Here is a 25,246-nt window from a genome sequence, read left to right as displayed (position 1 = left end):
CGGCCCGGCGCAGCGTACAGTCGAATCAGGAGCTGACCCCGGTTCCCCGATGATGGGAGTCCGGATGCCCGGCGCCACCTCACCCACACCTGCCGTCCCCACCACGACGGGCCTGCTCACCCTCGGGCTGCTCGCCGGCTCCTCGATGGAGAACGAGCGACGGCTGCCGCTCCACCCTCACCACCTGGACCGGGTCGACGCGGACGTGCGCGCCCGGATGATCGTCGAGCGAGGCTATGGCGCCGACTTCCAGCTGGCGCCCGGGTACGTCGAGTCGCGCGTCGGCAGGGTCGCGGAACGGTCCGACGTGATCGCGTCCGCGGACGTCCTGCTCCTGCCCAAGCCGCAGGCGGCGGACGTCGCCGCGATCCCCGCCGGCCGCGTCCTGTGGGGGTGGCCGCACTGCGTGCAGGACGCCGCGATGACGCAGACGGCGATCGACCGTCGACTCACGCTCATCGCCTTCGAGTCGATGAACCACTGGACCCGCCGGGGCGACTTCAGCCTCCACGTGTTCCACAAGAACAACGAGCTCGCCGGTTACTGCTCGGTGCTGCACGCCATGAGCCTCGTCGGCTCCACCGGCGACTACGGGCCGCGGCGCAGCGCGGTGGTCATCGGCTTCGGCGCGACCGCGCGGGGCGCCGTCACGGCGCTCAAGGCACACGGGATCCACGACATCCAGGTCCTCACGCAGCGCGGCGCCGCGGCCGTCGGCTCACCGATCCACACGGCCCACATCACCCAGCTGCACACCGACGACGGCCCCACCCACCTCAGCACCGTCCCCACCGACGACGGCGACGTGCTGCTGCCGGAGTTCCTGGCGTCGCACGACATCGTCGTCAACTGCACGCTGCAGGACGTCGCCGCGCCGCTGACCTACCTGCGGGCCGACGACCTCGCCGGGTTCGCGCCGGGCAGCCTGATCGTCGACGTGTCGTGCGACGCGGGGATGGGCTTCGAGTGGGCGAAGCCGACCACGTTCGACGAGCCGATGTTCACGGTGGGCCGCGGGGTGAACTACTACGCCGTCGACCACAGCCCGTCGTACCTGTGGAACTCGGCCACGTGGGAGATCAGCGAGGCGGTCCTGCCGTTCCTGCGCACGGTCATGGAGGGCCCGGCGGCGTGGGACGCGAGCCTCACCGTGTCCCGCGCGATCGAGATCCGCGACGGCGAGGTCGTCAACCCGAGCATCCTGAGCTTCCAGGGGCGCGGGCCGGCCTACCCTCACGCGCTGATCGCCTAGACACCGGCGCGGCGGTCGACGCCGGGCGTCTGCTAACTTAGCCAAGTGCCTAATTTAGTCGCCCGAGCAAGATCGCCTCGAGGCCAGCAGACGCGCGCGCGCCTCGTCGACGCCGGGCTCTCGCTCCTCGCCGAGGGTGGCTGGGCCGCTGTCACCACGCGCGCCGTGGCCGCGCGCAGCGAGACCAACGCCGGGCTCATCCACTACCACTTCGGGGGCCTGCCCGGCCTGCGGACCGCGGTCGCCCAGCGGGCGAGCGAGGCCGCCGTCGGACCGCTCGTCGACCTGTTCCTCCGTTCGTCCGACCTCGACGAGGGGCTCGACGCGATCCGCACCGGTATTGAGCGGCTGGCCGCGGACGACCGGCTCGTCCGCCTGGCGGTCCAGCTGGTCGCCGGGGCGGGCCAGGACCCCGAGCTGGGAGCCGCGTTCCGCGACAGCCTCGCCGGGGCGCGCGCCGCCATCGCCGACTGGTTCGGCGCGCGCAGGCCCGACTGGCCGGAGGACCGGCGCCTCGGGTTCGCCGCGCTGGTCGCCGCACTGATCGACGGCCTGCTCCTGCACCGAGGGCTCGACGAGAACGCCCCGCTGACCGAGGCTCTCACCGCCTTCCGCGACCTCACCGACGCTGTCGCGCCCCCCGACCCGCACGCGTCCACCCACCCTCACCGAAAGGGCACACCATGAACGACTCCCCCGAGCGCGCCCTCCTCGTCGGAGCGACCGGCTACGTCGGCAGGCACCTCGCCGAGCGCCTGCACGGCGACGGCTACGTCGTCCGCGCCGTCGTCCGCGACCGGGGTCGTGCGGCGGCGCCCGGGGCCCACGGCGCTCCGGGACTCGGCGCGCTCGTGGACGAGTGGGTGGTCGCCCCGAAGGGCGCGGCGGACCTCGGCGCGGACGTCATGGCGGGCGTGGACCGCGTGGTCTCCGCCCTCGGCGTGACCCGGCAGAAGGCGGACCCCTGGGACGTCGACTTCCGCCAGAACCTCCGCTACCTCGAGCTGGCGGAACAGGTGGGCGTGGACTCGTTCCTCTACGTCGGCGTCATGAACGCCGCGTCCGGCACGTCGGGGGTGAGCCGGGCCAAGCACGCCTTCATGGAGGCCCTGGCGAGGTCGCACGTCGCGCCCCAGATCGTCAACCCCTCCGGCTACTTCTCGGACCTCACCGAGATCTACGACCTCGCGCGACGGGGCATGGCGTTCGGGCTGGGCGACGGCGACGTCCGCCTCTCCCCCATCCACGGCGCCGACCTCGCGGAGTTCTGCGTCTCCCGGCTCGCCGACGGGCCGGGGTCGTGGGACGTCGGCGGCCCCGAGGTGCTCACGTACCGGGACGTCGTGCGGATCGCCTTCGACGCGCTCGGCAAGACGCCGCGGTACGTCTCCGTCCCTCGGCGCGCGGCGTCGGCGGCCGTCTGGGCGTCCGACCGGGTCAGTCCGCGAGCGGGGTCGCTGACGCGCTTCTTCCTGGAGGGCATGCAGACGGACTCCGTCGGCGAACCGCACGGCACGCACACCCTGCGCGACTACTACGCCACCCTCAGCCGGTGAGACGCCGGGCGACATCGTCGTGACGGACGCGCGCGGCGCTCAGGCCAGAGGCAGGCCCTCGCGACCGACCAGCTGCTCGTAGGTCGCCGACGTCGGCACCCCCAGCTCCTCGATCTGGAACGCCAGGTCGTCCCAGAACGGCGACGCCGCGTCGAGGTCGTCCACCGTCGCCGCGAAGCGCGCGGCGACGCCCTCGCGAGCCGCCTGCGGGTCCGGCCAGGGGGCGAGGTGGGTCTCCCAGCTCTCGGTCACCGCCCTCAGCCACGCAAGGTGGCACCGGGCGTACGCGGGTAGCGAGGAGCTCACGTGCCGCAGGACGGGATCGCTCACGACGGCGCCGGCGGGTCCCTCGGCCACATCGAGGCTCAGCTCGACGACGCTCCCGGCCCCGTGCGCACGGGTCGCGGACGAGAGCTCGACGAGGACGGCGTCGTCGCAGGTGCCGAACGCCTGGCCGAGGACCCCGGGCTCTTCGATCCGCAGACGATCGTCGGGGTGCAGGCACACCTGCGGCGGCGTCGCGCGGACCTGTGGGACCCACGCTAGGGGGCCACTCCCGGAGCACCTGCTCCGCTGTGCGGCGACGACCGCGCTCCGTCAGGACGAAGCCGGGCCCCGGTTCCCGCTGGGTTCGTCGGCACCATCCCCGGCCCGCTCACGCCGGCGGGCGTGCGGGTCAGCGGCCGAGCAGCGCGGCTGACGTGGCGGAGCGGCGCTCGAGCTGCTCGGCGTAGCTCCCGTCGCGTTCGGCCCAGCGCAGGTGCTGTGCGGCCTCGACGACGACCTCGTTCGGCGTCGGCTCCTGCGTGAGGAGCCCGATGACCTCGTCGAGGAACGCGCCCATCGGGAGCGCGGCGGGGTTGATCTTCTCCTGCCCGGCGTTCGCGACGGCCGGCGGGACGAGCTCGGTGACCCCGATGCCCGTCCCGGCGAGCTGTGCGCGGAGCGCCTCGGTGTAGGCGTGCACGCCGGCCTTCGTCGCGCCGTAGGTCGGCATCGCGGGGAACGGCATGAAGCCGATGCCCGACGAGACCGTGACGATGTCGCCCGATCCCCGTTCGAGGAGGTGCGGGGTGAACGCGTCGATCACCCGGACGGTGCCGAGCAGGTTGACGGCGACAGCCCGCTCCGCCACGGGCGAGTGCGCGGGGTCGCGCAGATCCTCGATCGGCATGACGCCGGCCATCGTCACGACGAGGTCGAGGTCGGGGTGCGCGGCGAGGACCTCGTCGCGGGCCCGGACGATCGACCTCGGGTCGGAGACGTCGATGCGGGTCTGGCCCGGTCCGTCGGCGCTGCGGCCGCCGACGACGACGGTGCTGCCGGCGTCGCGCAGCCTGTCCGCGAGCGCGGCGCCGATGCCGGCGGTGCCGCCGACGATGAACGCGGTGCGTCCGTCGATGTTCATGGTGCATCCCTTCCGTACCCCGGCCTTCGGGGCCGGGAACCAGCGTGGGACCGGAGCCGGCGCGGAGGGAGTGCCGAGCGGATCCAGGGGAGTCGCAGGGCACCCCCTCCGCGCCCTCCCCCGCCGTACCGTGAAGGCATGGGTGCCGACGACAACCGCCTCGGCGACTACCTGCGGGCGCGGCGCGACCTCGTCACGCCGGAGCAGGCGGGGATCCCCGCGGACGGCCGCCGCCGCGTGCCGGGCCTGCGGCGCGAGGAGCTCGCCATGCTCGCCGGGATCAGCGCCGACTACTACCTGCGGCTCGAGCGCGGCCGCGACACGCACCCGTCGGAGCAGGTGGTCTCGGCGCTCGCTCGCGTGCTGCAGCTCGACGACGTCGAGACGCGGTACCTGCGGGAGCTCGCGCAGCCCACGGCGTCGCGCCGCGCGCCCCGCCGAGCAGAACGCGTGCCGCAGCGGCTGCGCATGCTGCTGTCCTCGATCGGCGTGCCGGCGTTCGTCGAGGGACGGGCGTACGACGTGCTCGCGTCGAACGACCTCGCCCGCGCGCTGTCGCCGCGCCTCAGCCCGGGTGAGAACCGGCTGAGGTCGCTGCTGCTCGACCCGGCCGAGCGCGACTTCCACGCGGACTGGGAGCGCCAGGTTCGGGGCTTCGTCGCCGCGTTCCGCGGATCGGTCCGCGGGCAGGAGGACGACCCGCGCATCCGCGAGCTCGTCGGCGAGCTGTCGCTCGCCTCCGCGCGGTTCCGTGAGCTGTGGGCGCGCCACGACGTGCGCGAGCTGTCCGGCGGCACCGCCGAGGTGCGTCACCCGACGGTCGGCGACCTCACGCTGCACCGCGACAAGCTGCCCGTCGACGGCCTGACCCTCGTCGTGTACTACGCGGCCGACGACGACTCCGCCCAGAGGCTCGCGCTCCTGGGGTCCGCGGCCGCCGCGCCGGGGCGGTGACGGGATGACGTGACCGGGTGGGAGATCACCTTCGACGCCGCACGTACGTCGCGCAGGCGGCGACGAACACGGCCGCGGCGACGCTCGTGTTCCGGTGGCTGGAGCGACGCCGTCTCCGCGGCCGTCAGAGCCCCTGCCTCCTCGGCCCACCGCACCAGGGTCGCCCAGTCCGGCACTCCGTCTTCCGAACGCGTCTTCCCCGGATCGTCGACCGTGTTCACGAACTGCGGGACCAGGTCCTCCCCAACCCACATCATCATGGAAGACTCGCCCGAAGCGGTCGTCGCCGCGCTTCTCGGCGCGCGCGACGCTCTGCGTGCCGAGGACGCGAACCCGCCGTGTCATCACGCCCTGGCAGAGTGACCCCATGTGCTCGATCAACCTCTGGGCGGTGAACGCCGCCGCCTTCACGGTTGGATTCCAGCAGTTCACCGCCGAGCGGATCGGCGCCGCCCCGACGGTCCACGGGGTCGCGATCATGTCCCGTCACATCCGGCCGACGTCGAAGGTGTTCACCCTGCACCGGCGGATGTGCGACTGCGACTCCCTGATCGGCCGAGGTGCCGAAGAGCAGCACGAGGACGAGGCGACGGCCGAGGACTGGCTCGGGTGGCTCCGTGACCTGCCCGACCACGCTCCCCACCTCAGCCGCATCGCCGTCCTGCGTGCATGGAGTCCGGACTACGTGACCAGCACACCGGCCCGCACCCTGGGCATCGGCATCGCAGCTGTCGACGAGGCCGTGCTGCGCGATGTCGGCGACGAGATGCTGCTGACCATCGACTACCGGCGCACGGCGTAGACCGACTCCGCCCAGGCCGTCACCGACGGCCTGGGCGTCGAGCGGAGAAGCGAAGTTCAGTCGGGAGCGGCGAGTACGCCGACGACCCGGTCGAGGCGAGATCAGTCGACGGTGATGTGGCTACGGAGTGCCACAGCCAGCGGCGGCAGGTAGGTCCCTACGACCTCACGGACTACGTCGACCTCGACTCCGAAGTACTGGTGGACGAGGACGTTGCGAAAACCGCGGATCTGCGGCCAGGCGATCTCCGGGTGGGAGTCGGTGACCTCCGCGGGCAGATGGTTCGCCGCTTCGCCGATGATCTGGAGATTCCGCTCGATGGCATCCTCGGCCATGTCGACGAGTCCCCCGTCGTCGTCAAGAGCACCGACATACCGTCGGCAGCGAGCGATGGCCTCTAGGATGTCGGCGATCCGCTGGTCCGTGTCACGGCTCAAAGCGCGACCGCATCTGCGAGGGCCGACGCCGAGATCGGGCGCTTGAGCAGCTGCACGGGGAACACGTCGATGTCCTCGCGACCGAAGAGCGCCCTGGTCTCTTCCATGAGCCCAGAGGCGCGCATGAGCAGGTTCCCATCGGCCGGGTCCATCTCGACGAGAATGTCGATATCCGACCCGGCGCGAGCGGTCCCGCGCGCGACGGAGCCGAAAAGCTTGGGTCTGCTCGCGCCGTACCGGTCCAGGAGCACCTGGAACTCATCACCGTGCGCCTCCAGGAGCTCGCGCAGGGCGAGCGTCTCAGGCGTCATGGCGTTCTCAGGCATGCATGCAGGATACCGGCGACGGTGCGGACAAGCACGGCTGCTTCTCGCACGGCCGCCTCGACGAGAGCATCGCGAACAGCGCGCGACACAGACGCACCGTCGGCAGTCAGTTCGTCGAGAGCGCGACGAGCATCGCCGTCGTGACGAAAGGTGATCATTGCAGCCGGCGTCGCACAGAATGCAAGACATCGTCTGGTGCGTCGGCCATCCACAAGGCCTCCCGTGATCAGACGTTGAACCGGAACTCGACGACGTCGCCGTCCTGCATGACGTAGTCCTTGCCCTCGACGCGCGCCTTGCCGGCGGATCGGGCGGCCTGGACGGAGCCGGCCTCGACGAGGTCGTCGAACGAGATGACCTCGGCCTTGATGAAGCCGCGCTCGAAGTCGGTGTGGATGACGCCGGCGGCCTGCGGGGCGGTCCAGCCCTTGCGGATCGTCCAGGCGCGGGACTCCTTGGGGCCGGCCGTGAGGTACGTCTGCAGGCCGAGGGTGTGGAAGCCGACGCGGGCGAGCTGGTCGAGGCCCGCCTCCTCCTGGCCGGAGTCGGCGAGCATCTCCTTGGCGTCCTCCGGCTCGAGCTCGACGAGCTCGGACTCGAACTTCGCGTCGAGGAAGACGGCGTCCGCGGGGGCGACGAGGTCGCGCAGGCGCTGCTGCATCCCCGTGTCCGCAAGACCGGCCTCGTCGGTGTTGAAGACGTAGATGAACGGCTTGGCCGTGAGCAGCTGCAGCGACGCGACGTCGGCGAGGTCGAGGCCCGCGCCCTTCGCGCCCTGGAAGAGCGTCGTGCCGGACTCGAGGATCTTCTGCGCGGTCGTGGCGGCCTCGAAGAGGGCGGCGTCGCCCTTCTTGATCTTGACCTCCTTCTCCATCCGCGGCAGCGCCTTCTCCAGCGTCTGGAGGTCGGCGAGGATCAGCTCGGTGGAGATGGTCTCGATGTCGCCCTCGGCGTCCACCGAGCCCTCGACGCGGACCACGTCGCCGTCGTCGAACACGCGCGTGACCTGGCAGATCGCGTCCGCCTCGCGGATGTTCGCGAGGAACTTGTTGCCCAGCCCCTCACCCTCGGACGCGCCCTTGACGATGCCCGCGATGTCGACGAACGACACCGTCGCCGGCAGCGTGCGCTCGGAGGAGAAGATCTCCGCCAGCGTGTCCAGGCGCGGGTCCGGGAGCGGGACCACGCCGACGTTGGGCTCGATCGTCGCGAACGGGTAGTTCGCCGCGAGCACCTGGTTGCGGGTCAGGGCGTTGAAGAGCGTGGACTTGCCGACGTTGGGCAGGCCGACGATGCCGATGGTGAGTGCCACGTCGGGAGAGTCTACGTGGCGAGGATCAGCGGGCCGCCCGGGCACGCTCCTCGAGCGTCGTCAGGTCCCGCTCGACAAACTGGAGGTGCGCCCAGTGCTCGCGGGCGACGACGCCGAGGCTCTGGTGCACCGCGCGGGTGAACCCCTCCGGCGCCCACGGCGGGAGCCGCGGGGCGTCGGCCTCGACGTCGGTTCCCTCGAGGTCGTCGTAGGTCGCGTACACCTCGGCGATGCGGTCCGCGTGGGCCGCGAGGGTCTCCTCCAGCGACGGCGTCGCGGCGAGGTCCACGCCGAGGGCGGCCACCCCCGGCTCGTACTCCGTGAAGGGCAGCCCGGCGTACCAGAACGGGTCGTCGATCCCCCGCAGCCCGTACCGGATCCAGCCGTCGATGGCGAACACCAGGTGCCGCAGCGTCTGCGCCGTGGACCACTCGCCGTCGACGGACTCGTGGACGGCGCCCGGCGCCAGGGCGGCGGCCCGCGCGAGGTGCGCGTCCCAGGCGCGCAGCGCCGCGTCCAGCGACGCGCGCTGCTCGGCGAGGTCCGCCGACCGTGCCTGCGCGCGCCCCGGGTACCGACGGTCCAGCTCCGCTTCGACGAGCGGCGCGACCTCCACCCCGTTGACCCGCAGACCGGTGATCTCGCCGTCGATGTCGGCGCCGGTGAGGTCGACGCCGCGCATCACCGCCCCGGGCAGGAAGCTCTGCTCCACGCGCACGCCGTCGAGCTGCACCAGGCGGAACGTGGCGCCCGTCATGTCGGCCTCGACGAACCGTGCTCCCCGGAGCTCGTCGTCGGGCCCGAACCGTGCCTCAGCCCTTGTCATCCGTCGACCGTAGGGCGCGCCCCCGACACGACCGTCAGACGTCGACGTCCTGGTGCCACGACTCGGTGACGTAGCGGGTGCGCCAGCCCCAGCTCTCGTAGAGCGACGCGGCGCCCGTCGGGCTGTCGGCGTCGACCTCGAGCCCCACGCGGTCCCGCCCCCGCGCCGCGGCGTCGCGCACGACGGCGAACAGCAGCGCCGTCGCGACGCCGCGCCCGCGTGCCCGGCGGTCGGCGCCCAGGTACTCGATGTAGCTGCCCTCCTTGCCGGACGGGCCCGAGGGCAGGACGGCGCCGACGAGCGCGCCCATCGGCTCGGGGGCCGCGTCCGGGTGCTCGGGGTCGGTGACGAACGCCAGCCACCAGTGGTCCCACCGGTGGCCGGGGTCGGAGCGCAGACGCACCAGGAACTCACCGAAGCTCTCGCGGTAGGAGTTGAAGTGGTCCTCGAACGCGCTCTCGAGCACGCGGTGCACGGTCTGCAGGTCCTCGGCGACGGGCAGGCCGTCCTCGTGCGTCGCGACCCGCCGCACCGTCACGCCGGGACGCGGGTCGGGCAGGACGCCGCGCAGGGCCTCCTCCGCCACGACCGGCCGGGACATCTGCAGCCACGAGCGGGCCTTCACGTACCCCGCCGCCGCGAGCCAGGCCTGCTGGGTGGCGTCGCCCGCGAACGCGCCCGCGTCGAGCTGGGTGCGGCTCACCCCGCGCTGGGCCGCGAGCTCCCGGCCCTGCCGCGCCGCCCACGCGTACCCCGCGGCCGCCAGCTCGTCCGCGGCCGGCGCCCCGCGGTCGACGTCGACGCCCACGACGACGCGCCCCGCGGCGCGGTCGTGCGCCCACGCCCAGGCGCGCACGACGCCGTCGGGGTCGCGCGCCACGAGCTGCCGGCGCGTCCACGACACCGGGCCCGCCACCTCGGCGGCCAGGGCCTCCTGGTTCACGACCGACGACCCGGTGAACGGCGCGGCCGCCGCCCCCCGCAGCTCGCCGAGGCGCGGCAGGTCGGACAGGTCGGGGGTGGACGCCGTCCAGCCGTCAGGCAGGGGCAGGTGCTCGGGGTTCGCGGAGGTCACGCGCCCCATTGTCGCAAAGCGTCCTTGGGAGGCCCATGACCACCCCGTCACGAAGGCCGACGCGCCCCCGCGCGGGCGTCAGCCGAAGGCCATGACCTGTTGCAGCAGCTCCGGCAGCCGCCGGTCGTAGGTCCGGGCGCCCCACCGCACGCCCAGGAGCAGCACGAGCACACCCGTGACCAGCCCGACGCCGAGCGCCGCCCAGCCGAGCGCCGCCTGCGGCAGCAGGATCGCCGTCAGCGCGAGCGCGAGGGTGGGCAGGCTCACGGCCAGGGTGATCCCCATGGTCGCCATCTGGGCGACCATCGTCGCCATCGTGGCGCCCTGCGGGGACTTGAACGGGCTCTCCCCCGGCTTCGGCACCGGATAGACCAGCCGCGCGGAGACCGCGCTCGAGATCCCCAGCGACGCCCCCAGCGTGCCGGCGGTGAGGCCCAGCAGCGCGGGCAGCGCGTCCCACCGCCCGGCGACGGCGCACCCGACGAGGGCGAACGCCACGCACAGCGGCGCCCCGCCGGCCAGCACCGGGAGCACGCGCCCCCACCGGTCCACGCGCCCGGGCGTGCCGGTCGCGACGTGCAGCGCGAACGCCGTGTTGTCATAGCCGACGTCGTTCGAGATGCCGAAGCCGAGCAGCCACGCCGCGAGCGGGGCCATGACCAGCAGGAGCCCGCCGCCCGCGCCGTTCGTCATCCCCACGGCGAGCAGCACCAGCGGCAGCAGCGGCACCATCGCGATCGACGCCGCGTACCGGGGGTCGCGCACCCAGTAGGTCGCGGTCCGAGCGGCCACGGCCCCGAGCGGCGTGGCCGGCAGCCGGCCGAACCAGCCCAGGCCCTTCGCCGCCGCGGACGACGAGCCGCCGCCGTGCGGCGTGACCAGCTCGCGGGCCAGCGCACGGTCCCAGACCACCCAGGCGAGCGCGAGCGTGCCCAGGCTGATCGCGAGCCGGGCCACGAGCAGCGCCCACGCGCCGTCGTGCACCGCCGACGCGAGCGCCCACGGCGCGCCCAGCGGCGTCCAGCCGACCACCTGGGCCAGCGTCGCGACCGCGGCGCCCAGCGCGTCCGCGTCGGAGCCGCCCGCGGCGACCTCGACCCCGTCCGCGAGCCAGCCGAACGCCGGGCCGACCAGCACCAGGGGCACCACCGCCGCGATCGCCACCACCTCGCGGTACCGGCGAGAGTCGAGGAGCGGCGCGAGCGCCGTCGTCGCCGCGCGCGACCCCACGAGGCACAGCGCGGTCGCGAGGACGCCGCCGACGAGCGCGGCCAGGAGCGCGGCAGGCTGCCGCCACCAGGCGAGGGAGACGCCCAGCGCGCCGAGCGTCGTCACCGCCGCCGGGATCGAGACGAGCCCCGCGAGCGCGAGCCCGGCCAGCAGCGTGCGCCGCGGGATGGCGAAGGTGACGAAGCGCCGCGGGTCGAGGGTCGCGTCGACGCCGAACGCGAAGACGGGCACCACCCACCAGGCGAGGACCACCAGCGCTCCGGCCACGGTGACCACGTGCCCCGTCAGGGCCGGGTCGGCGGTGCCGCCCACGATCGCCGCCGCGACCACCAGGACCAGCACGCCGAGCCCGTACAGGGACCCGACCACCAGGCCGATCGTCTGCCACACGCTCCGGCGGAACGTGTTGGCCAGGAGGGTCAGCTTGAGGCGGACGAGCTGCGCAACCACGCCAGTCCCTCCGACTCCCGACGGCCGCCGACGAGGTCCACGAACCGGTCCTCGAGGCTCTGCTCACCCCGCACGTCCGACACCGTCCCGGCCGCCAGCACGTGCCCGCCGGCGATGATCGCGACGTGCGAGCACATCCGCTGCACCAGGTCCATCACGTGGCTCGACACGACCACCGTGCCGCCGTCGTCCACGTAGCCGTGCAGGATGTCGCGGATGTTGGCGGCGCTGACGGGGTCGACCGCCTCGAACGGCTCGTCCAGCACGAGCACGCGCGGCGCGTGGATCATCGCCGACGCCAGGCCGATCTTCTTCGTCATGCCCGCGGAGTAGTCGACGACGAACGTGTCGCGGTCGCCGACCAGGTCCATCGCCTGCAGCAGGTCCTCGGTGCGCTCCGCGACGGTGTCCCGGTCCAGCCCGCGCAGCAGGCCCGCGTACGTGAGCAGCTGCGCTCCGGTCAGCCGGTCGAAGAGGCGGACGCCGTCGGGCAGGACGCCGAGCTCGGCCTTGGCCCGCTCGGGCTGCGCCCACAGGTCGGTGCCGTGCACGTGCACGGTGCCGAAGTCCGGGCGCAGCAGGCCGGTCGCCATCGACAGGGACGTCGTCTTGCCCGCGCCGTTGGGGCCGACGAGGCCGAAGAAGGAGCCGGTCGGGACGTCGAGGTCCACGCCGGCGACGGCGATCTTCTGGCCGAACCGCTTCCACAGCCCGCGCAGGCTCAGCGCCGCGGCGAGGTCGGGCGGCGGGACGGGGGCGGGGGTGGCGGGCGGCGGCCCGGTCTGGTCGCTCACGGCCCCACCGTAGTGCGCGCGGCAGGTCGGCGAACAGCCGTCGGACGCCGTCGCGCCCGTGGTCGCCCTGGTCAGCGACGCGCCGCCCGGGTGCTCCGCCGTGTCGGTGCCCCGTGACACCGTGTGGCGCATGACGACGAGCCTCGCAGTGATCCTCATCCTCGGCGCCCTGGGCGTGGGAGTGCTGGTGGGCTGGCTGTGGCACGCGACCCGCGCCGCGAAGGCGGGCAGGTCCGACGAGCTGCAGCGGGTCCAGGAGCACGGCGAGCTCGAGGTCCTGCGTCGCGACGCCGCGGAGCTGCGCAGCCGCCTCGGGCAGGCGGCGCAGGAGAGCGACCGCCGGCTGGCCGAGCAGCGCGAGCAGGCCCGCGAGGAGGCCGACCGCCGCGTGACGGAGGCGCGGCAGCAGGCCGACCGCCTGCTCACCCAGGTGCGCGAGGACCTCGAGCGGCAGCTCGCCGAGGCGAAGGGCGACCAGGAGGCCGCGTCGCAGCGGTTCCGCACCCTGGCGAACGACGTCCTCGCGGCGAACCAGAAGCAGTTCCTGGACCTCGCGGACGAGCGGCTGCGCCGCAGCACGCAGAAGAACGACGAGACGCTCGCCCAGCGGGAGCAGGCGATCCGCGCCCTGCTCGACCCGATGAGCAAGACCCTCGACAAGGTGAACGCCCGCGTCGACACGGCCGAGCAGGCGCGCCTGCAGGGCCACACGGCCCTCACCGAGCAGCTGCGCCAGCTCGAGACGATGAACGCCCAGCTGCGGGTCGGCACCAGCGACCTCGTCTCGGCCCTGCGCTCCAACCAGACCCGCGGGGTGTGGGGCGAGCTGCAGCTCAAGCGCGTCGTCGAGGCCGCCGGGATGATGGACCACGTCGACTTCGAGGCCCAGGTGCACCGCACCACGGCCGAGGGCGAGACGCTGATCCCGGACCTCGTCGTGAGCCTGGCGGGCGGCAAGAACATCGTGGTCGACGCCAAGGTCCCGCTCAGCGCGTACCTGCGCGCCCAGCAGGCGGAGGGCTCCGCCGAGGGCGACAAGGAGCTCGACGCGCACGCCAAGGACCTCGCCAAGCACGTGGACGTGCTGGCGGGCAAGGCCTACTGGTCGCAGTTCGACGCCGCGCCCGAGTTCGTCGTGCTGTTCGTCCCGGCCGAGCCCATCCTGGCCGCGGCCGTCGAGCGCCAGCCCGACCTGCTCGAGACGGCGATCCGCAAGCGGGTGCTCGTCGCCACCCCGATGACGCTCGTCGCGATGCTGCGCACCGTGGCGTACGCGTGGCAGCAGGACGCCATCGCCGAGGACGCCCAGAAGGTGCTGCAGACCGGCAAGGAGCTGTACGCCCGCATCGTCACGATGACGAAGAGCATCACCAAGCTCGGGCAGTCGATGACCTCCGCGACCAAGCACTACAACGCGTTCGTCGGGTCGCTGGAGACGCGCGTGCTGCCGCAGGCCCGGCGGATGGTCGAGCTCAAGGTCGTGGACGCCGGCCAGGCGATCGAGCCGCTCAAGGCCGTCGAGGACACGACGCGCGCCGTGACGAAGCCCGAGCTGCTGGCCGTCGAGGAGGGGTTCGTCGTCGACCTGGGCACCCTGTCGGCCGACGGCGAGCGGGACGACTCCGTCGAGACGCTCGTGGACGCCGCCCAGCGCGACCTCGAGCGCGCCTCCGAGCTTGCCGAGAACGACGAGTCCGCCGCCGGCTGAGCGCTCCTTCGCTGGTTGAGCCTGTCGAGACCCTGTCGCCGCTGGTTGAGCCTGTCGAAACCCCGGGCCGCGCTCAGGCGGGCTGGACCGGGAGCTGCCGGGCGTCGCGCGGCGGACGGAGCTCGCGCGGGAGCGAGAACACGAGGTCCTCGGTCGCCGTGCGCACCTCCTCGGCCTCGCCGTAGCCGCGGTCGGCCAGCTGACGCAGCACGTCCTGCACGAGCACCTCGGGCACCGACGCTCCGGAGGTCACCCCGACCGTGCCGACGCCGTCGAACCAGGAGTCCTGGAGCTCGGCCGCCCGGTCCACGCGGTAGGCGCTGCGCGCCCCGGCGTCCAGGGCCACCTCGACCAGGCGCACGGAGTTCGACGAGTTGGCCGAACCCACCACGATGACGAGGTCGCACTCCGGGGCGAGCTTCTTGACGGCGACCTGGCGGTTCTGGGTGGCGTAGCAGATGTCGTCGCTGGGCGGGTCGGCCAGCTTCGGGAACCGCTCGCGCAGACGCCGGACCGTCTCCATGGTCTCGTCCACCGACAGCGTGGTCTGCGACAGCCACACGACGTTGTCGGGGTCGGGCACCTCGACCCGGTCCGCCTCCTCGGGCGAGTTCACGACGATGGTGTGCTCCGGAGCCTCGCCCGCGGTGCCCTCGACCTCCTCGTGGCCGTCGTGGCCGATGAGCAGGATCGTCCGGTCCGCCTTCGCGAACCGCACGGCCTCCTTGTGCACCTTGGTCACGAGGGGGCAGGTCGCGTCGATCGTGTCGAGGCCGCGGGCCGCGGCCGACTCGCGGACGGCCGGCGAGACGCCGTGCGCGGAGAACACGAGCCGGGCGCCCTCGGGCACCTCGTCGGTCTCGTTGACGAAGATCGCGCCGCGGTCGCGCAGCGTCTCCACGACGTGCTTGTTGTGCACGATCTCCTTGCGCACGTACACGGGCGCGCCGTACGTCTCGAGCGCCTTCTCCACCGCCACCACCGCACGGTCCACGCCCGCGCAGTAGCCGCGCGGTGCGGCCAGGAGCACGCGCTTGGTGGTGGTCGGGCTGGTCGGAGCCGGGGCGGTCGCAGTCACGCCGCCAGTCTAGGTGCGCCGGTGTGGACGTCCTGTGACGGGCTCCTGACGACCGGTCGAGGGGCCCGTCGGGGGCGTGCGGCATGCTGGACGGCGTGTCGGACACGTCCCAGCAGGAATCCCAGCCAGCAGCCCAGCCGCAGCCCCTGCCCGAGCTCGCCCGCGACACGACGGCGGACCGCCCGTGGCCGGTGCGCCTGCTGTCCGCGAAGATCCGGGACTACGTCGCGCGGATGTCGACGGTCTGGGTCGAGGGCCAGGTCGTGGAGCACACCTACCGCCCGCGCGCGGGCATGCAGTTCGTCACGCTGCGCGACACCGACGCCGAGGCCTCGCTGCCCGTGCACCTGCTGTCGCGGATCTACGAGGGCCTGCACCACAAGCCCGAGGTGGGCGACCACGTCGTGGTGCAGGCCAAGCCGGACTTCTGGGTCAAGACGGGCCGCCTGTCGATGCGCGCGACGGCGATCCGCCAGGTGGGCGTCGGCGAGCTCCTCGCCCGCATCGACCAGCTCCGGCGCGTGCTCGCCGCCGAGGGCCTGTTCGACGTCGAGCGCAAGCGCCCGCTGCCGTTCCTGCCCGCCGTCGTCGGTATGGTGTGCGGGCGCGAGTCGAAGGCGGAGCACGACGTCGTGGTGAATGCCCGCGCCCGCTGGCCGCAGGTGCGGTTCGAGATCCGCGAGGTCGCGGTGCAGGGCGTCGACGCCGTGCGCGAGGTGAGCGCCGCCCTCGCCGACCTCGACGCCCGGCCCGAGGTCGAGGTGATCGTCGTGGCCCGCGGCGGCGGCTCGGTGGAGGACCTGCTGCCGTTCAGCAACGAGGCCCTCGTGCGGGCGGCGTCCGCCTGCGCGACGCCGCTGGTCAGCGCCATCGGGCACGAGACGGACGCCCCGCTGCTCGACCTCGTCGCCGACCACCGTGCGTCGACCCCGACCGACGCCGCGAAGCAGGTCGTGCCCGACGTCGCCGAGGAGCGGCTGCGCCTCGACCAGGCGCGCCGGCGGATGCGGGCGGCCGTGGCGGGCCGCGTCGAGCAGGAGCAGCACGGCCTGGACGCGCTGCGGTCGCGCCCCGTGCTGGCCCGCCCGCAGACGACGGTCGACGCCCGCGAGCGCGAGATCGCCCAGCACGTGCGGCACGCCCGCCACTGCCTGGACGCCGCCCTGCTGCGCGCGTCGGGCGAGGTCGGTCGCCTCGCGGCCCAGGTCCGGGCGCTCTCCCCCCAGGCCACCCTGGAGCGCGGGTACGCCGTCGTGCAGCGCACCGACGGGCACGTCGTGCGCGCGAGCGACGACGTCTCCCCCGGCGACGCCGTGCACGTCCGCGTCGCCGCGGGCGCCCTGGACGCCGCCGTCACCGCGACGTCGGCGCCGACGCCGGCTCCGGCTCCTGCTCCGGCGTCCCCCGTGCCGCCCGCCTGAACCGGGCCGCCAGCCGGTCGAACGCCGCGGCCAGCTCGGGCCCCTCGAGCACCTCGACGTCCCACCCGAGCTGCGCGATCCAGAGGGCCAGCCGGTCGGGGTCGTCGCTGCCGACCTCGAGACGGCTCACGTCGGGGCCCCCGGCCTCGACCTCCAGCGGGGAGTCGACCTTCGCCACGACGTCCTCCGGCGCCGCGTGCACGAGGATCGTCGCGCGGTACCGCCAGGTCGCCCGGCCCACGCGCGCCACGACGTGCCGCAGCACGGCGTCCTCCGGGATGACACGGGGCCGGAACCGGGCGCCGGTGGGCGGGCGCAGGGCGATCCGGTCGACGCGGAAGACGCGCCAGTCCACGCGGTCGAGGTCCCAGGCCAGCAGGTACCAGCGCGAGCCCCAGCGCACCAGGCGGTGCGGCTCCGTGTGCCGGGAGGACTCGGCGCCGTCGTGGGCGGCGTACCGGAACCGGAGCCGCTCGCCCGAGCGGATCGCGGCGGCGACTCCGCCGAGCACCTCGAGGTCCGGCGCCGGGTCCCCGCCCGGCACGACGCTCGTCGCCTCCCGGACGGCCTCGACCCGACGCCGCAGGTGCGCGGGCATGACCTGCTCGAGCTTCGCGAGCGCGGTGAGGGCCGTCTCCTCGGCGCCGAGCGCCCCGCGCGCCGCCGCAGCGAGCCCGATCGCGACGGCGACCGCCTCGTCGTCGTCGAGCACCAGCGGGGGCATCGCGGTCCCGGCGGCGAGGCGGTACCCGCCGGCGACGCCGGGCCGGGCCTCGACCGGATATCCGAGGGAGCGCAGCTTGCCGACGTCGGTGCGCACGGTGCGGGTGCTCACCCCGAGCCGCTCGGCGAGGTCGCCGCTGGTCCAGTCGCGCCGCAGCTGCAGCAGGGACAGGAGCTGGAGGAGCCGGGCCGAGGTCTCGAGCATTCTCGGAGCATCTCACCGATCGCGGAAGTGAGTCTTCCGCGATTGCTGCGAGCGTGGAGCCATGACCACGCAGACCGCAGACACCGCCCTCGCCCCCTTCCGCGTCGACGTGCCCCAGGCCGACCTCGACGACCTGCGCGACCGGCTCGCGCGCACCCGCTGGCCCCATGCCGTGCCCGGCCGCGACGACCGCGCGGACTTCAGCCGCGGCATCCCCCTGCCCTACCTGCGCGAGCTCGCCGAGTACTGGCGCGACGGCTTCGACTGGCGCGCGCAGGAGGCCGCCCTGAACACGTACGAGCAGGTCACGACCGTCGTCGACGGCCAGACGTTCCACGTCGTCCGCGCCCGCTCCGCGAACCCGGACGCGACGCCGCTGCTCCTGTGCCACGGGTGGCCCGGGTCGTTCGTCGAGTACCAGCGCCTGATCCCGCTGCTCGCCGACGCGTTCCACGTCGTCGTCCCGTCGCTGCCCGGGTTCGGGTTCTCGACGCCGCTGTCCGGCACCGGCTGGGAGGTCGCCCGCACCACGGAGGCGTACGCCGAGATCATGACCCGGCTCGGGCACGAGCGGTTCGCGGTGCACGGCACGGACATCGGGGCGGGCACGGCGGGCCGCCTGGCCGCGCTGTACCCGCAGCGCGTGATCGGCACCCACGTCGGGAGCGACGGCCGCTCGCTCGGCATGGTCGGCGACGCGTACCCCGCGCCCGACACGCTCACGGACGACGAGCTCGCCGAGATCGCGGCCGTCCGCGCGCGCGACGCCGCCGAGCACGGCTACTTCGAGATGCAGAACCACCGCCCCGACACGATCGGCGCCGCCCTGACCGACTCCCCCGTCGGGCAGCTCGCGTGGATCGCCGAGAAGTTCCAGACGTGGACCAACCCCGCGTCGCGCACGCCGGACGAGGCCGTCGACCGGGACCAGCTGCTCACGAACGTGTCGCTGTACTGGTTCACGCGCAGCGGGGCGTCCAGCGCCCAGCTCTACTACGAGGCGTCGCACTCCGGGCTCGACTGGCTCTCGGCCTCCGACGTCCCCTCCGCGTGGTCGGTGTTCGACACGCACCCGCTCATGGCGAAGGTGTTCAACGGCTGGGGCTCGATCGACCGGTGGGTGGAGCACGCCGAGGGCGGCCACTTCCCCGCGATGGAAGAGCCGCAGCTGCTGGCCGACGACCTGCGGGCCTTCTTCGACGGCCGGTCGTGACCTCCGCCGGTCGAGCCTGTCGAGACCCGGTGAGGTCGGGGTTCCGACACGCTCGACCGGCGATCCCGATCGGCGTCAGCGCGCGCGGACGACGCGCCCCTCGTCCCAGACGGGCTCGGGAGTCTCACGCACGGTGCCGTCCTCGCCGAACACGAGGAACCGGTCGAACGAGCGCGCGAACCAGCGGTCGTGCGTCACGGCGAGGACGGTGCCGTCGAAGGCCTCGAGGCCCTCCTGCAGCGCCTCGGCACTGGCGAGGTCGAGGTTGTCCGTGGGCTCGTCCAGCAGCAGCGCGGTGCAGCCGGCGAGCTCGAGCAGCAGGATCTGGAAGCGCGCCTGCTGGCCGCCGGACAGCCGGTCGAAGGCGCGGTCCGCCGCGATGGTCAGCTCGTAGCGGCGCAGCACGGACATCGCCGCCCCGCGGTCGCGGGCGTGGTCGTCCCAGAGGATCTGCGTGAGCGTGCGCCCGAACAGCTCCGGGTGGGCGTGCGTCTGCGCGAAGACGCCCGGCACGACCCGCGCCCCGAGCCGCCACTCGCCGGTGTGCGCGACGTCGTCCCCGCCGAGGAGGCGCAGGAAGTGCGACTTGCCCGACCCGTTGGACCCGAGCACGGCCACGCGCTCGCCGTAGAAGACCTCGAGGTCGAACGGCTGCATGAGCCCGGTGAGGCCCAGACCCTCGCAGGTGAGCGCGCGCACGCCGGTCCGGCCGCCGCGCAGGCGCATCCGGATGTCCTGCTCGCGCGGCGGCTCGGGCGGCGGGCCGGCCTCCTCGAACTTCTGCAGCCGCGTCTGCGCGGCCCGGTAGCGCGAGGCCATCGCGTCGCTGTTGGCCGCCGCCTGCCGCAGCTCGCGCACGAGCCGCACGAGCTGGGCGTGCTTCTCGTCCCAGCGCCGGCGCAGCTCCTCGAACCGCGCGAACCGCTCGCGGCGGGCCTCGTGGAACGTGGCGAAGCCGCCGCCGTGCACCCACGCGTCGGCGCCGGACGGCGCGGGCTCGAGCGAGACGATGCGGTCGGCGACGCGCGCGAGCAGCTCACGGTCGTGCGAGACGAACAGCACGGTCTTGCGGGTGGCGCGCAGCTGGTCCTCGAGCCAGCGCTTGCCGGGCACGTCGAGGTAGTTGTCCGGCTCGTCGAGCAGCAGCACCTCGTCCGGCCCGCGCAGCAGCGCCTCCAGGACCAGCCGCTTCTGCTCGCCGCCGGACAGGGTGCGCACCTCGCGCCACCGCGCCTGCTCGTACGGGACGCCGAGCGCCGCGACGGTGCACACGTCCCAGAGCGTCTCGGCCTCGTAGCCCTGCGCCTCGGCCCAGTCGGCCAGCGCCTGCGCGTAGGCCATCTGCGCCGGCTCGTCGTCGACCTCCATGATCGCGAGCTCCGCGGCGTCGACGGCCCGCGCGGCGTCCCGCACCCGGGGCGGCGCGACGTCGACCAGCAGGTCGCGCACGGTCGTCTCGTCTCGCACGGACCCGACGAACTGCCGCATGACGCCCAGCCCGCCCGTCACGGTGACGGCGCCGGCCTGCGGCGTCAGGTCGCCCGCCAGGAGGCGCAGCAGCGTGGTCTTCCCGGAGCCGTTCGGCCCGACGAGCGCGGTGGCGCTGCCCTCGGGGACGCGGAACGAGACGTCGTCGAGCAGCGTGCGCCCGTCCGGCAGCACGTGCTCGACGTGCGCCACCTCCAGATGACCCATGCCCGGCACGCTGCCCGACCGCCGGCCGGCCCGCAAGGCATTTCCGCCCGCAGCGCGGACGCCGTCGGCGACCTGTCGGCAGGGTGTTGTTGACTGTCCCCCGTGACCGATGCGAACTCCGGTGCCCCCGACCTGCCCGCCGACGTCTCCGCGCTGACCTACGAGGAGGCGCGCGACGAGCTCGTCCAGGTCGTCTCCCGCCTCGAGGCCGGCAGCGAGCCGCTCGAGTCCTCCCTCGCCCTCTGGGAGCGCGGCGAGGCGCTGGCGGCCCGCTGCCAGCAGTGGCTCGACGGCGCGCGGGAGCGGCTCGCGGCCGCGCAGGCCGCCTCCGCCGGGACGCCCGGCGGGGCCTCGCCCGAGGACGAGGGGGCGGACGCGTGAGCGCCCACGTCCTCGCGGTCGGCGAGGCGCTGGTGGACGTCGTGCACCGGCCCGATGGGTCCAGCGAGGAGCACCCCGGCGGCAGCCTGGCCAACGTCGCGCTGACGCTCGGCCGCCTCGGCCGCGACGTGCGGCTCGCCACGTGGCTCGGGTCCGACGCGCGCGGCGCCGACGTGCGGTCCTGGCTCGCCGAGTCCCGCGTGGCGCTCGCCCCCGGCAGCGACGGCGCGGCGCGCACGAGCGTCGCCCAGGCGACCCTCGACGGGACCGGCGCCGCGACCTACGAGTTCGACCTCGAGTGGCAGGTGCCCGCCGGCGCGGGCGCCGCCGACGACACGCTCGCCGTGCACACCGGTTCCATCGCCGCGATGCTGCCGCCCGGGGACGCCGACGTGCGCCGCCTCCTGGCCGCGGCCCGCGACACCGCGACCGTCACCTACGACCCCAACGCGCGCCCCGCGATCATGGGCGACGCCGACGTCGTGCGCCCGCGCGTCGAGGAGATCGTGGCGCTGTCCGACGTGGTGAAGGTGAGCGACGAGGACCTCGCGTGGCTGTACCCCGGCCGCGAGCCGCTGGACGTGGCGCGGACCTGGCAGGCCACGGGGCCGGCGCTCGTCGTCGTGACCCTCGGCGGCTCCGGGGCGGCGGCCGTCACGGCCGCCGGCGAGGCGACCGTCACCGCGCCGCGGGTCGACGTCGTCGACACCGTCGGCGCGGGCGACTCGTTCATGGGCGCCCTGCTCGACGGGCTGTGGTCGGCGGGGCTGCTGGGCGCGGACCGGCGGGACGCCCTGCGCGCGATCACCACCGCCGAGACGCAGTCCCTGCTGGCGGGCTGCGCCGCCGTCGCCGCCGTCACCGTCTCGCGCGCCGGGGCCAACCCGCCGTGGGCGCACGAGCTCGACCGCCGATCGAAGGAGCAGGCATGACCCTCACCCCCGCCGAGGCCTGGTCCCGGCTGCGTGCCGGCAACGGCCGGTTCGTCCAGGACGCGCCCGAGCACCCCGACCAGGACGCCGTGCGGCGCCGGGAGCTGCGCACGGTGCAGCACCCGCACACCGTGATCTTCGGCTGCTCGGACTCCCGCGTGGCCGCCGAGATCATCTTCGACCAGGGCCTCGGCGACGTCTTCGTCGTGCGCACGGCGGGCCACGTGGTCGACACCACCGTGCTCGGCTCCATTGAGTACGGCACGGAGGTGCTCAAGACGCCGCTGGTCGTGGTGCTGGGCCACGACTCCTGCGGCGCCGTCGCGGCCACCGCGCACACGCTCGCCACCGGCGAGCAGCCGCCCGGCTTCGTGCGCGCCGTGGTCGACAAGGTCATCCCGTCGGTCGCGGAGCTCACCAGCCGCCAGGGCGTGTCCGGGCCGATCGACCCCGACGTGCTGCGCACCGAGCACGTCAAGCACACCGTCGCGCTGCTGCGCGGCTACTCCGCCGCGATCGGCACCGCCATCGACGAGGGCCGGCTGGCCGTCGTCGGCGTCGTCTACGACCTCGACGACGGCAGCGCCCGCCTCGTGGCGGTCGACGGCGAGGTCGGCGAGCAGCCGACCGCTGATTGATCCTGTCGAATCCCGGGACCGAGGTTTCGACAGGCTCAACCCGCGGATGCTGCGGTGAGCAGCCGCCGCACGGTGCCGAGGGTGCGGGTCGTCGTGACGCCGCCGGTCATCCGTTCGACGACGGAGCCCGGGTCCCCGCCCGTCCCGGGCCCGCCGCGCACCACGGCGAGCACCACGCCCGGTCGTGCGGCCACCAGGTCGAGCAGGTCGCGCGGGTCGGTCCAGGGCAGGGCGACGGGGAGCGGCTCGCCGCCGTCGACGAAGGTCAGGGTCTCGCGGTACGTCCGCTCGTCGCGGGTGAGCGCGAACGGGTCGCCGTCGACCGCCTCGGCGAGGTCCCCGAGCGGGCGCACCAGCGCCGCGCCGGCGTACCCGGACCGCTCGGCGAGCAGCGGCGCCGCGGCCCGGGCCACGACCTCCGCCGCGCCGGCGCTCGGCCCGACGTCGAGCAGCACCGTGCCGTTCGTCTGGAACGACCGCACCTCCGCGGCGCCGGCGTCGAGCAGGGCGCGCTCGAGGTCGGCGCGCACGGGGCTGCCGCGGTGCCCGAGGTTCATCGCGCGGTAGAGCACCACGTGGGAGAAGGCCATCCCGCGATCCTCGCCCACGGCACCGACACCGGAGTGACCCGCCTCACGACGGAGCCCCCGCGCGGGTGCGGCACGATAGAGGGCATGACTTCCGACACCGCCGTCCCGGGCACCGGCGAGCCCGAGTTCCGCATCGAGCACGACACGATGGGCGAGGTGCGCGTCCCCGCGCACGCGCTGTACCGCGCGCAGACGCAGCGGGCCGTGGAGAACTTCCCGATCTCCGGCACCACGCTCGAGCGCGGGCACATCGAGGCCCTGGCCCGCATCAAGAAGGCCGCCGCGCGCGCGAACGCCGAGCTCGGCGTGCTCGAGCAGGACGTCGCCGACGCGATCGTCGCCGCGGCCGACGAGGTCGCGTCCGGCACCCACGACGCGCACTTCCCGATCGACGTCTTCCAGACCGGCTCGGGCACGTCGTCGAACATGAACACCAACGAGGTGCTGGCCACGCTGGCCACCCGCTCGCTGGGCAAGGACGTGCACCCGAACGACCACGTCAACGCCTCGCAGTCGTCCAACGACGTCTTCCCCACCTCCGTGCACGTCGCCGCGACGGCCGGCGCGATCCACGACCTGATCCCGGGCCTGACGCACCTGGCCGACGCGCTGGGCGCGAAGGCCGAGGAGTTCGCCTCGGTCGTGAAGTCGGGCCGCACGCACCTCATGGACGCCACCCCGGTGACGCTCGGCCAGGAGTTCGGCGGCTACGCCGCGGCGATCCGGTACGGCATCGAGCGCGTCGAGGCGGCGCTGCCCCGCGCGGCCGAGGTGCCGCTGGGCGGCACTGCCGTCGGCACCGGCATCAACACGCCCGCCGGCTTCCCGCAGCGCGTCATCGAGCTGCTGCGCGAGGACACGGGCCTGCCGCTGACCGAGGCGCGCGACCACTTCGAGGCGCAGTCGGCGCGCGACGGCCTCGTCGAGCTGTCCGGCGCGCTGCGCACCATCGCCGTGTCGCTCACGAAGATCTGCAACGACCTGCGCTGGATGGGCTCGGGCCCGAACACCGGGCTGGGCGAGATCGCGATCCCCGACCTGCAGCCGGGCTCCTCGATCATGCCGGGCAAGGTCAACCCGGTGATCCCCGAGGCCGTGCTCATGGTGGCCGCCCGCGTGGTCGGCAACGACGCCACGGTCGCGTGGGCCGGCGCGAGCGGCTCGTTCGAGCTCAACGTGCAGATCCCCGTCATCGCGCAGGGCGTGCTGGAGTCGATCCGGCTGCTGGGCAACGCGTCGCGCGTGCTCGCCGACAAGACGGTCTCCGGCATCACCGCCAACGTGGACCGGGCCCGCGCGTTCGCGGAGTCCTCGCCGTCGATCGTCACGCCGCTCAACCGCGTGATCGGCTATGAGGCCGCCGCGAAGGTGGCGAAGCACTCGGTCAAGCAGGGCATCACCGTGCGCGAGGCCGTGATCGACCTCGGCTTCGTGGAGCGCGGCGAGGTCACGGAGGAGCAGCTCGACTCCGCCCTCGACGTGCTGAAGATGACGAAGCCCCCGCAGGCCTGACGTTCTCGCTGGTTGAGCCTGTCGAAACCCGGTTCGTGGTTTCGACAGGCTCAACCACCGTTCGACGGGGGTTGGTAAGGCTAACCTCACCTGTTACTGTCGGCGTACGCGGGGAGGCGCTCCTCGGGGCGCGGGGCTGGGGGGTTCCACCTGAGACTGCGGCGCCTCCCCGCGCACGACGACTGCGCGACCAGACCGGGCGAGCCTCAGTAGTCCCGCGGGTCCAGCCGGCGCAGGACGACGGCGAGCAGCCGGCCGAGCTCGGCACGCTCCGCCTCGGACAGGTCCTCCAGCGCCGCCCGCTCGTGCTCGACCTGGCGCGGGAACAGCTCGTCGACGAGCTCCTCCCCCTCGGTGGTCAGCGCCACCAGCACCCCGCGCTTGTCGCGCTCGTGCACCGCGCGCTCGACCAGCCCGGCCCGCTCGAGGCGGTCGAGCCGCTTGGTGATCGACGCCCCGGGCGACCCCGTCATCGTGGTGATCTCGCCGGCCCGCAGCGGACGCCCGGTCCGGCGCAGGGCGGTGAGGACGTCGAGCTCCGCGCGGGTGAGGTCGCGGGCGGCCAGGTCGTCGGCGAGCTCGGCCTCGAGGAGCGCCGCGATCCGCCGCACCCGGGCGCCGACGTCCGCCGGCGACGTGTCGACGTGCGGCAGCCGCTCGGCCCACTGGGCGCGCACGCGCTCGATGTAGTCCACGGCGAACAGGATAGAGGTCACACCCGCGTTTCT

Annotated in this window: 27 protein-coding genes; 13 read left to right on the top strand and 14 right to left on the bottom strand. The window is 73.9% G+C overall.

What is annotated here, in order from left to right; all coding sequences use genetic code 11:
* Positions 1-64 precede the first annotated feature (64 nt).
* From AAG589_RS08215 to AAG589_RS08205, 3 genes are read left to right on the top strand one after another with little or no spacing between them, the layout of a single operon-like run.
* Positions 65-1,252 carry a N(5)-(carboxyethyl)ornithine synthase gene (locus tag AAG589_RS08215; protein WP_430566754.1) on the top strand — a complete coding sequence of 396 codons (1,188 nt, stop codon included), beginning with the start codon at positions 65-67 and terminating at the stop codon, positions 1,250-1,252.
* Positions 1,253-1,297: 45 nt separating this feature from the next.
* Positions 1,298-1,939 (top strand): TetR/AcrR family transcriptional regulator, encoded by a 642-nt coding sequence (locus AAG589_RS08210; protein ID WP_430566753.1) that lies wholly within the window; start codon positions 1,298-1,300, stop codon positions 1,937-1,939.
* Positions 1,936-2,808 (top strand): SDR family oxidoreductase, encoded by an 873-nt coding sequence (locus AAG589_RS08205; protein WP_430566752.1) that lies wholly within the window; start codon positions 1,936-1,938, stop codon positions 2,806-2,808. Before AAG589_RS08210 ends, AAG589_RS08205 begins: the two co-directional genes overlap by 4 nt.
* Before the next feature lie 39 nt (positions 2,809-2,847).
* Here the strand turns inward: AAG589_RS08205 and AAG589_RS08200 are convergent, their stop codons facing one another.
* The gene (locus tag AAG589_RS08200; protein ID WP_430566751.1) at positions 2,848-3,060 is read right to left on the bottom strand and encodes a hypothetical protein; all 213 of its coding nucleotides are present in this window, start codon (positions 3,058-3,060) and stop codon (positions 2,848-2,850) included.
* A gap of 54 nt (positions 3,061-3,114) precedes the next feature.
* Here AAG589_RS08200 and AAG589_RS08195 point away from each other — a divergent pair, with 54 nt between their 5' ends.
* Entirely contained in the window at positions 3,115-3,354 is a 240-nt protein-coding gene (locus AAG589_RS08195) for a hypothetical protein (protein WP_430566750.1), read from the top strand.
* 130 nt (positions 3,355-3,484) lie between these two features.
* On the opposite strand, the gene AAG589_RS08190 is transcribed toward AAG589_RS08195, so the two are convergent.
* A complete protein-coding gene (locus tag AAG589_RS08190; RefSeq protein WP_430566749.1) occupies positions 3,485-4,216 on the bottom strand; it encodes an SDR family oxidoreductase in 732 nt (243 codons plus the stop codon).
* A 138-nt stretch (positions 4,217-4,354) separates the two neighbouring features.
* Between AAG589_RS08190 and AAG589_RS08185 the strand changes: the two genes are divergently transcribed.
* Together AAG589_RS08185 and AAG589_RS08180 are read left to right on the top strand one after the other, a co-directional pair.
* Complete coding sequence (locus AAG589_RS08185; RefSeq protein WP_430566748.1) at positions 4,355-5,170, top strand: helix-turn-helix domain-containing protein; 816 nt, start codon at positions 4,355-4,357, stop codon at positions 5,168-5,170.
* Between the two features lie 391 nt (positions 5,171-5,561).
* A complete protein-coding gene (locus tag AAG589_RS08180) occupies positions 5,562-5,972 on the top strand; it encodes a hypothetical protein (protein WP_430566747.1) in 411 nt (136 codons plus the stop codon).
* 101 nt (positions 5,973-6,073) lie between these two features.
* Here the strand turns inward: AAG589_RS08180 and AAG589_RS08175 are convergent, their stop codons facing one another.
* The 7 genes from AAG589_RS08175 to AAG589_RS08145 form a co-directional block, all read right to left on the bottom strand.
* Positions 6,074-6,409, bottom strand: a complete 336-nt coding sequence (locus AAG589_RS08175) for a HepT-like ribonuclease domain-containing protein (protein ID WP_430566746.1) — start codon at positions 6,407-6,409, stop codon at positions 6,074-6,076.
* The gene (locus AAG589_RS08170) at positions 6,406-6,735 is read right to left on the bottom strand and encodes a nucleotidyltransferase family protein (RefSeq protein WP_430566745.1); all 330 of its coding nucleotides are present in this window, start codon (positions 6,733-6,735) and stop codon (positions 6,406-6,408) included. The genes AAG589_RS08175 and AAG589_RS08170 overlap by 4 nt, the downstream gene beginning before the upstream one ends.
* Before the next feature lie 226 nt (positions 6,736-6,961).
* Positions 6,962-8,047 (bottom strand): redox-regulated ATPase YchF, encoded by a 1,086-nt coding sequence (gene ychF, locus AAG589_RS08165; RefSeq protein ID WP_430566744.1) that lies wholly within the window; start codon positions 8,045-8,047, stop codon positions 6,962-6,964.
* Between the two features lie 25 nt (positions 8,048-8,072).
* On the bottom strand, positions 8,073-8,873 hold the full coding sequence (locus tag AAG589_RS08160) for a DinB family protein (protein WP_430566743.1): 801 nt from the start codon (positions 8,871-8,873) through the stop codon (positions 8,073-8,075).
* A gap of 34 nt (positions 8,874-8,907) precedes the next feature.
* Complete coding sequence (locus AAG589_RS08155; protein ID WP_446719691.1) at positions 8,908-9,957, bottom strand: GNAT family N-acetyltransferase; 1,050 nt, start codon at positions 9,955-9,957, stop codon at positions 8,908-8,910.
* 69 nt (positions 9,958-10,026) lie between these two features.
* Positions 10,027-11,628, bottom strand: a complete 1,602-nt coding sequence (locus AAG589_RS08150) for a hypothetical protein (RefSeq protein ID WP_430566741.1) — start codon at positions 11,626-11,628, stop codon at positions 10,027-10,029.
* On the bottom strand, positions 11,598-12,422 hold the full coding sequence (locus tag AAG589_RS08145; protein WP_446719690.1) for an ABC transporter ATP-binding protein: 825 nt from the start codon (positions 12,420-12,422) through the stop codon (positions 11,598-11,600). Before AAG589_RS08145 ends, AAG589_RS08150 begins: the two co-directional genes overlap by 31 nt.
* A gap of 130 nt (positions 12,423-12,552) precedes the next feature.
* Here AAG589_RS08145 and rmuC point away from each other — a divergent pair, with 130 nt between their 5' ends.
* On the top strand, positions 12,553-14,130 hold the full coding sequence (gene rmuC, locus AAG589_RS08140) for a DNA recombination protein RmuC (RefSeq protein ID WP_430566740.1): 1,578 nt from the start codon (positions 12,553-12,555) through the stop codon (positions 14,128-14,130).
* A 73-nt stretch (positions 14,131-14,203) separates the two neighbouring features.
* On the opposite strand, the gene AAG589_RS08135 is transcribed toward rmuC, so the two are convergent.
* Entirely contained in the window at positions 14,204-15,208 is a 1,005-nt protein-coding gene (locus tag AAG589_RS08135; RefSeq protein ID WP_430566739.1) for a 4-hydroxy-3-methylbut-2-enyl diphosphate reductase, read from the bottom strand.
* Positions 15,209-15,291: 83 nt separating this feature from the next.
* On the opposite strand from AAG589_RS08135, the gene xseA reads away from it, so the two are divergent.
* Entirely contained in the window at positions 15,292-16,629 is a 1,338-nt protein-coding gene (gene xseA / locus AAG589_RS08130) for an exodeoxyribonuclease VII large subunit (RefSeq protein ID WP_446719689.1), read from the top strand.
* Here the strand turns inward: xseA and AAG589_RS08125 are convergent.
* Positions 16,562-17,557: a helix-turn-helix transcriptional regulator gene (locus tag AAG589_RS08125; RefSeq protein ID WP_430566737.1), complete on the bottom strand. Its 996-nt coding sequence runs from the start codon at positions 17,555-17,557 to the stop codon at positions 16,562-16,564. The two genes, xseA and AAG589_RS08125, sit on opposite strands and share 68 nt — an antisense overlap.
* A 61-nt stretch (positions 17,558-17,618) precedes the next feature.
* On the opposite strand from AAG589_RS08125, the gene AAG589_RS08120 reads away from it, so the two are divergent.
* Positions 17,619-18,770: an epoxide hydrolase family protein gene (locus AAG589_RS08120; protein ID WP_430566736.1), complete on the top strand. Its 1,152-nt coding sequence runs from the start codon at positions 17,619-17,621 to the stop codon at positions 18,768-18,770.
* Positions 18,771-18,845: 75 nt separating this feature from the next.
* Here the strand turns inward: AAG589_RS08120 and AAG589_RS08115 are convergent, their stop codons facing one another.
* Entirely contained in the window at positions 18,846-20,465 is a 1,620-nt protein-coding gene (locus AAG589_RS08115) for an ABC-F family ATP-binding cassette domain-containing protein (protein ID WP_430566735.1), read from the bottom strand.
* Positions 20,466-20,567: 102 nt separating this feature from the next.
* On the opposite strand from AAG589_RS08115, the gene AAG589_RS08110 reads away from it, so the two are divergent.
* The 3 genes from AAG589_RS08110 to AAG589_RS08100 are packed head-to-tail and all read left to right on the top strand — an operon-like array spanning position 20,568 to position 22,416.
* The gene (locus AAG589_RS08110; RefSeq protein ID WP_430566734.1) at positions 20,568-20,846 is read left to right on the top strand and encodes an exodeoxyribonuclease VII small subunit; all 279 of its coding nucleotides are present in this window, start codon (positions 20,568-20,570) and stop codon (positions 20,844-20,846) included.
* A complete protein-coding gene (locus AAG589_RS08105; protein WP_430566733.1) occupies positions 20,843-21,778 on the top strand; it encodes a PfkB family carbohydrate kinase in 936 nt (311 codons plus the stop codon). Before AAG589_RS08110 ends, AAG589_RS08105 begins: the two co-directional genes overlap by 4 nt.
* Positions 21,775-22,416, top strand: coding sequence for a carbonic anhydrase (locus AAG589_RS08100; protein WP_430566732.1), 642 nt, complete (start codon positions 21,775-21,777; stop codon positions 22,414-22,416). The genes AAG589_RS08105 and AAG589_RS08100 overlap by 4 nt, the downstream gene beginning before the upstream one ends.
* Positions 22,417-22,451: 35 nt before the next feature.
* On the opposite strand, the gene AAG589_RS08095 is transcribed toward AAG589_RS08100, so the two are convergent.
* Positions 22,452-23,006, bottom strand: a complete 555-nt coding sequence (locus tag AAG589_RS08095) for a DUF1697 domain-containing protein (protein WP_430566731.1) — start codon at positions 23,004-23,006, stop codon at positions 22,452-22,454.
* A gap of 84 nt (positions 23,007-23,090) precedes the next feature.
* Between AAG589_RS08095 and AAG589_RS08090 the strand changes: the two genes are divergently transcribed.
* Positions 23,091-24,518 carry a class II fumarate hydratase gene (locus AAG589_RS08090; protein ID WP_430566730.1) on the top strand — a complete coding sequence of 476 codons (1,428 nt, stop codon included), beginning with the start codon at positions 23,091-23,093 and terminating at the stop codon, positions 24,516-24,518.
* A 206-nt stretch (positions 24,519-24,724) separates the two neighbouring features.
* On the opposite strand, the gene AAG589_RS08085 is transcribed toward AAG589_RS08090, so the two are convergent.
* Positions 24,725-25,234: a MarR family winged helix-turn-helix transcriptional regulator gene (locus AAG589_RS08085; protein ID WP_430566729.1), complete on the bottom strand. Its 510-nt coding sequence runs from the start codon at positions 25,232-25,234 to the stop codon at positions 24,725-24,727.
* Positions 25,235-25,246 lie beyond the last annotated feature (12 nt).

This window comes from Isoptericola sp. F-RaC21, from assembly GCF_038593535.1.
Classification (GTDB): domain Bacteria; phylum Actinomycetota; class Actinomycetes; order Actinomycetales; family Cellulomonadaceae; genus Isoptericola.
Note: the sequence above shows the minus strand (reverse complement) of the source record. Positions and strands in the feature narration are given on the sequence as shown.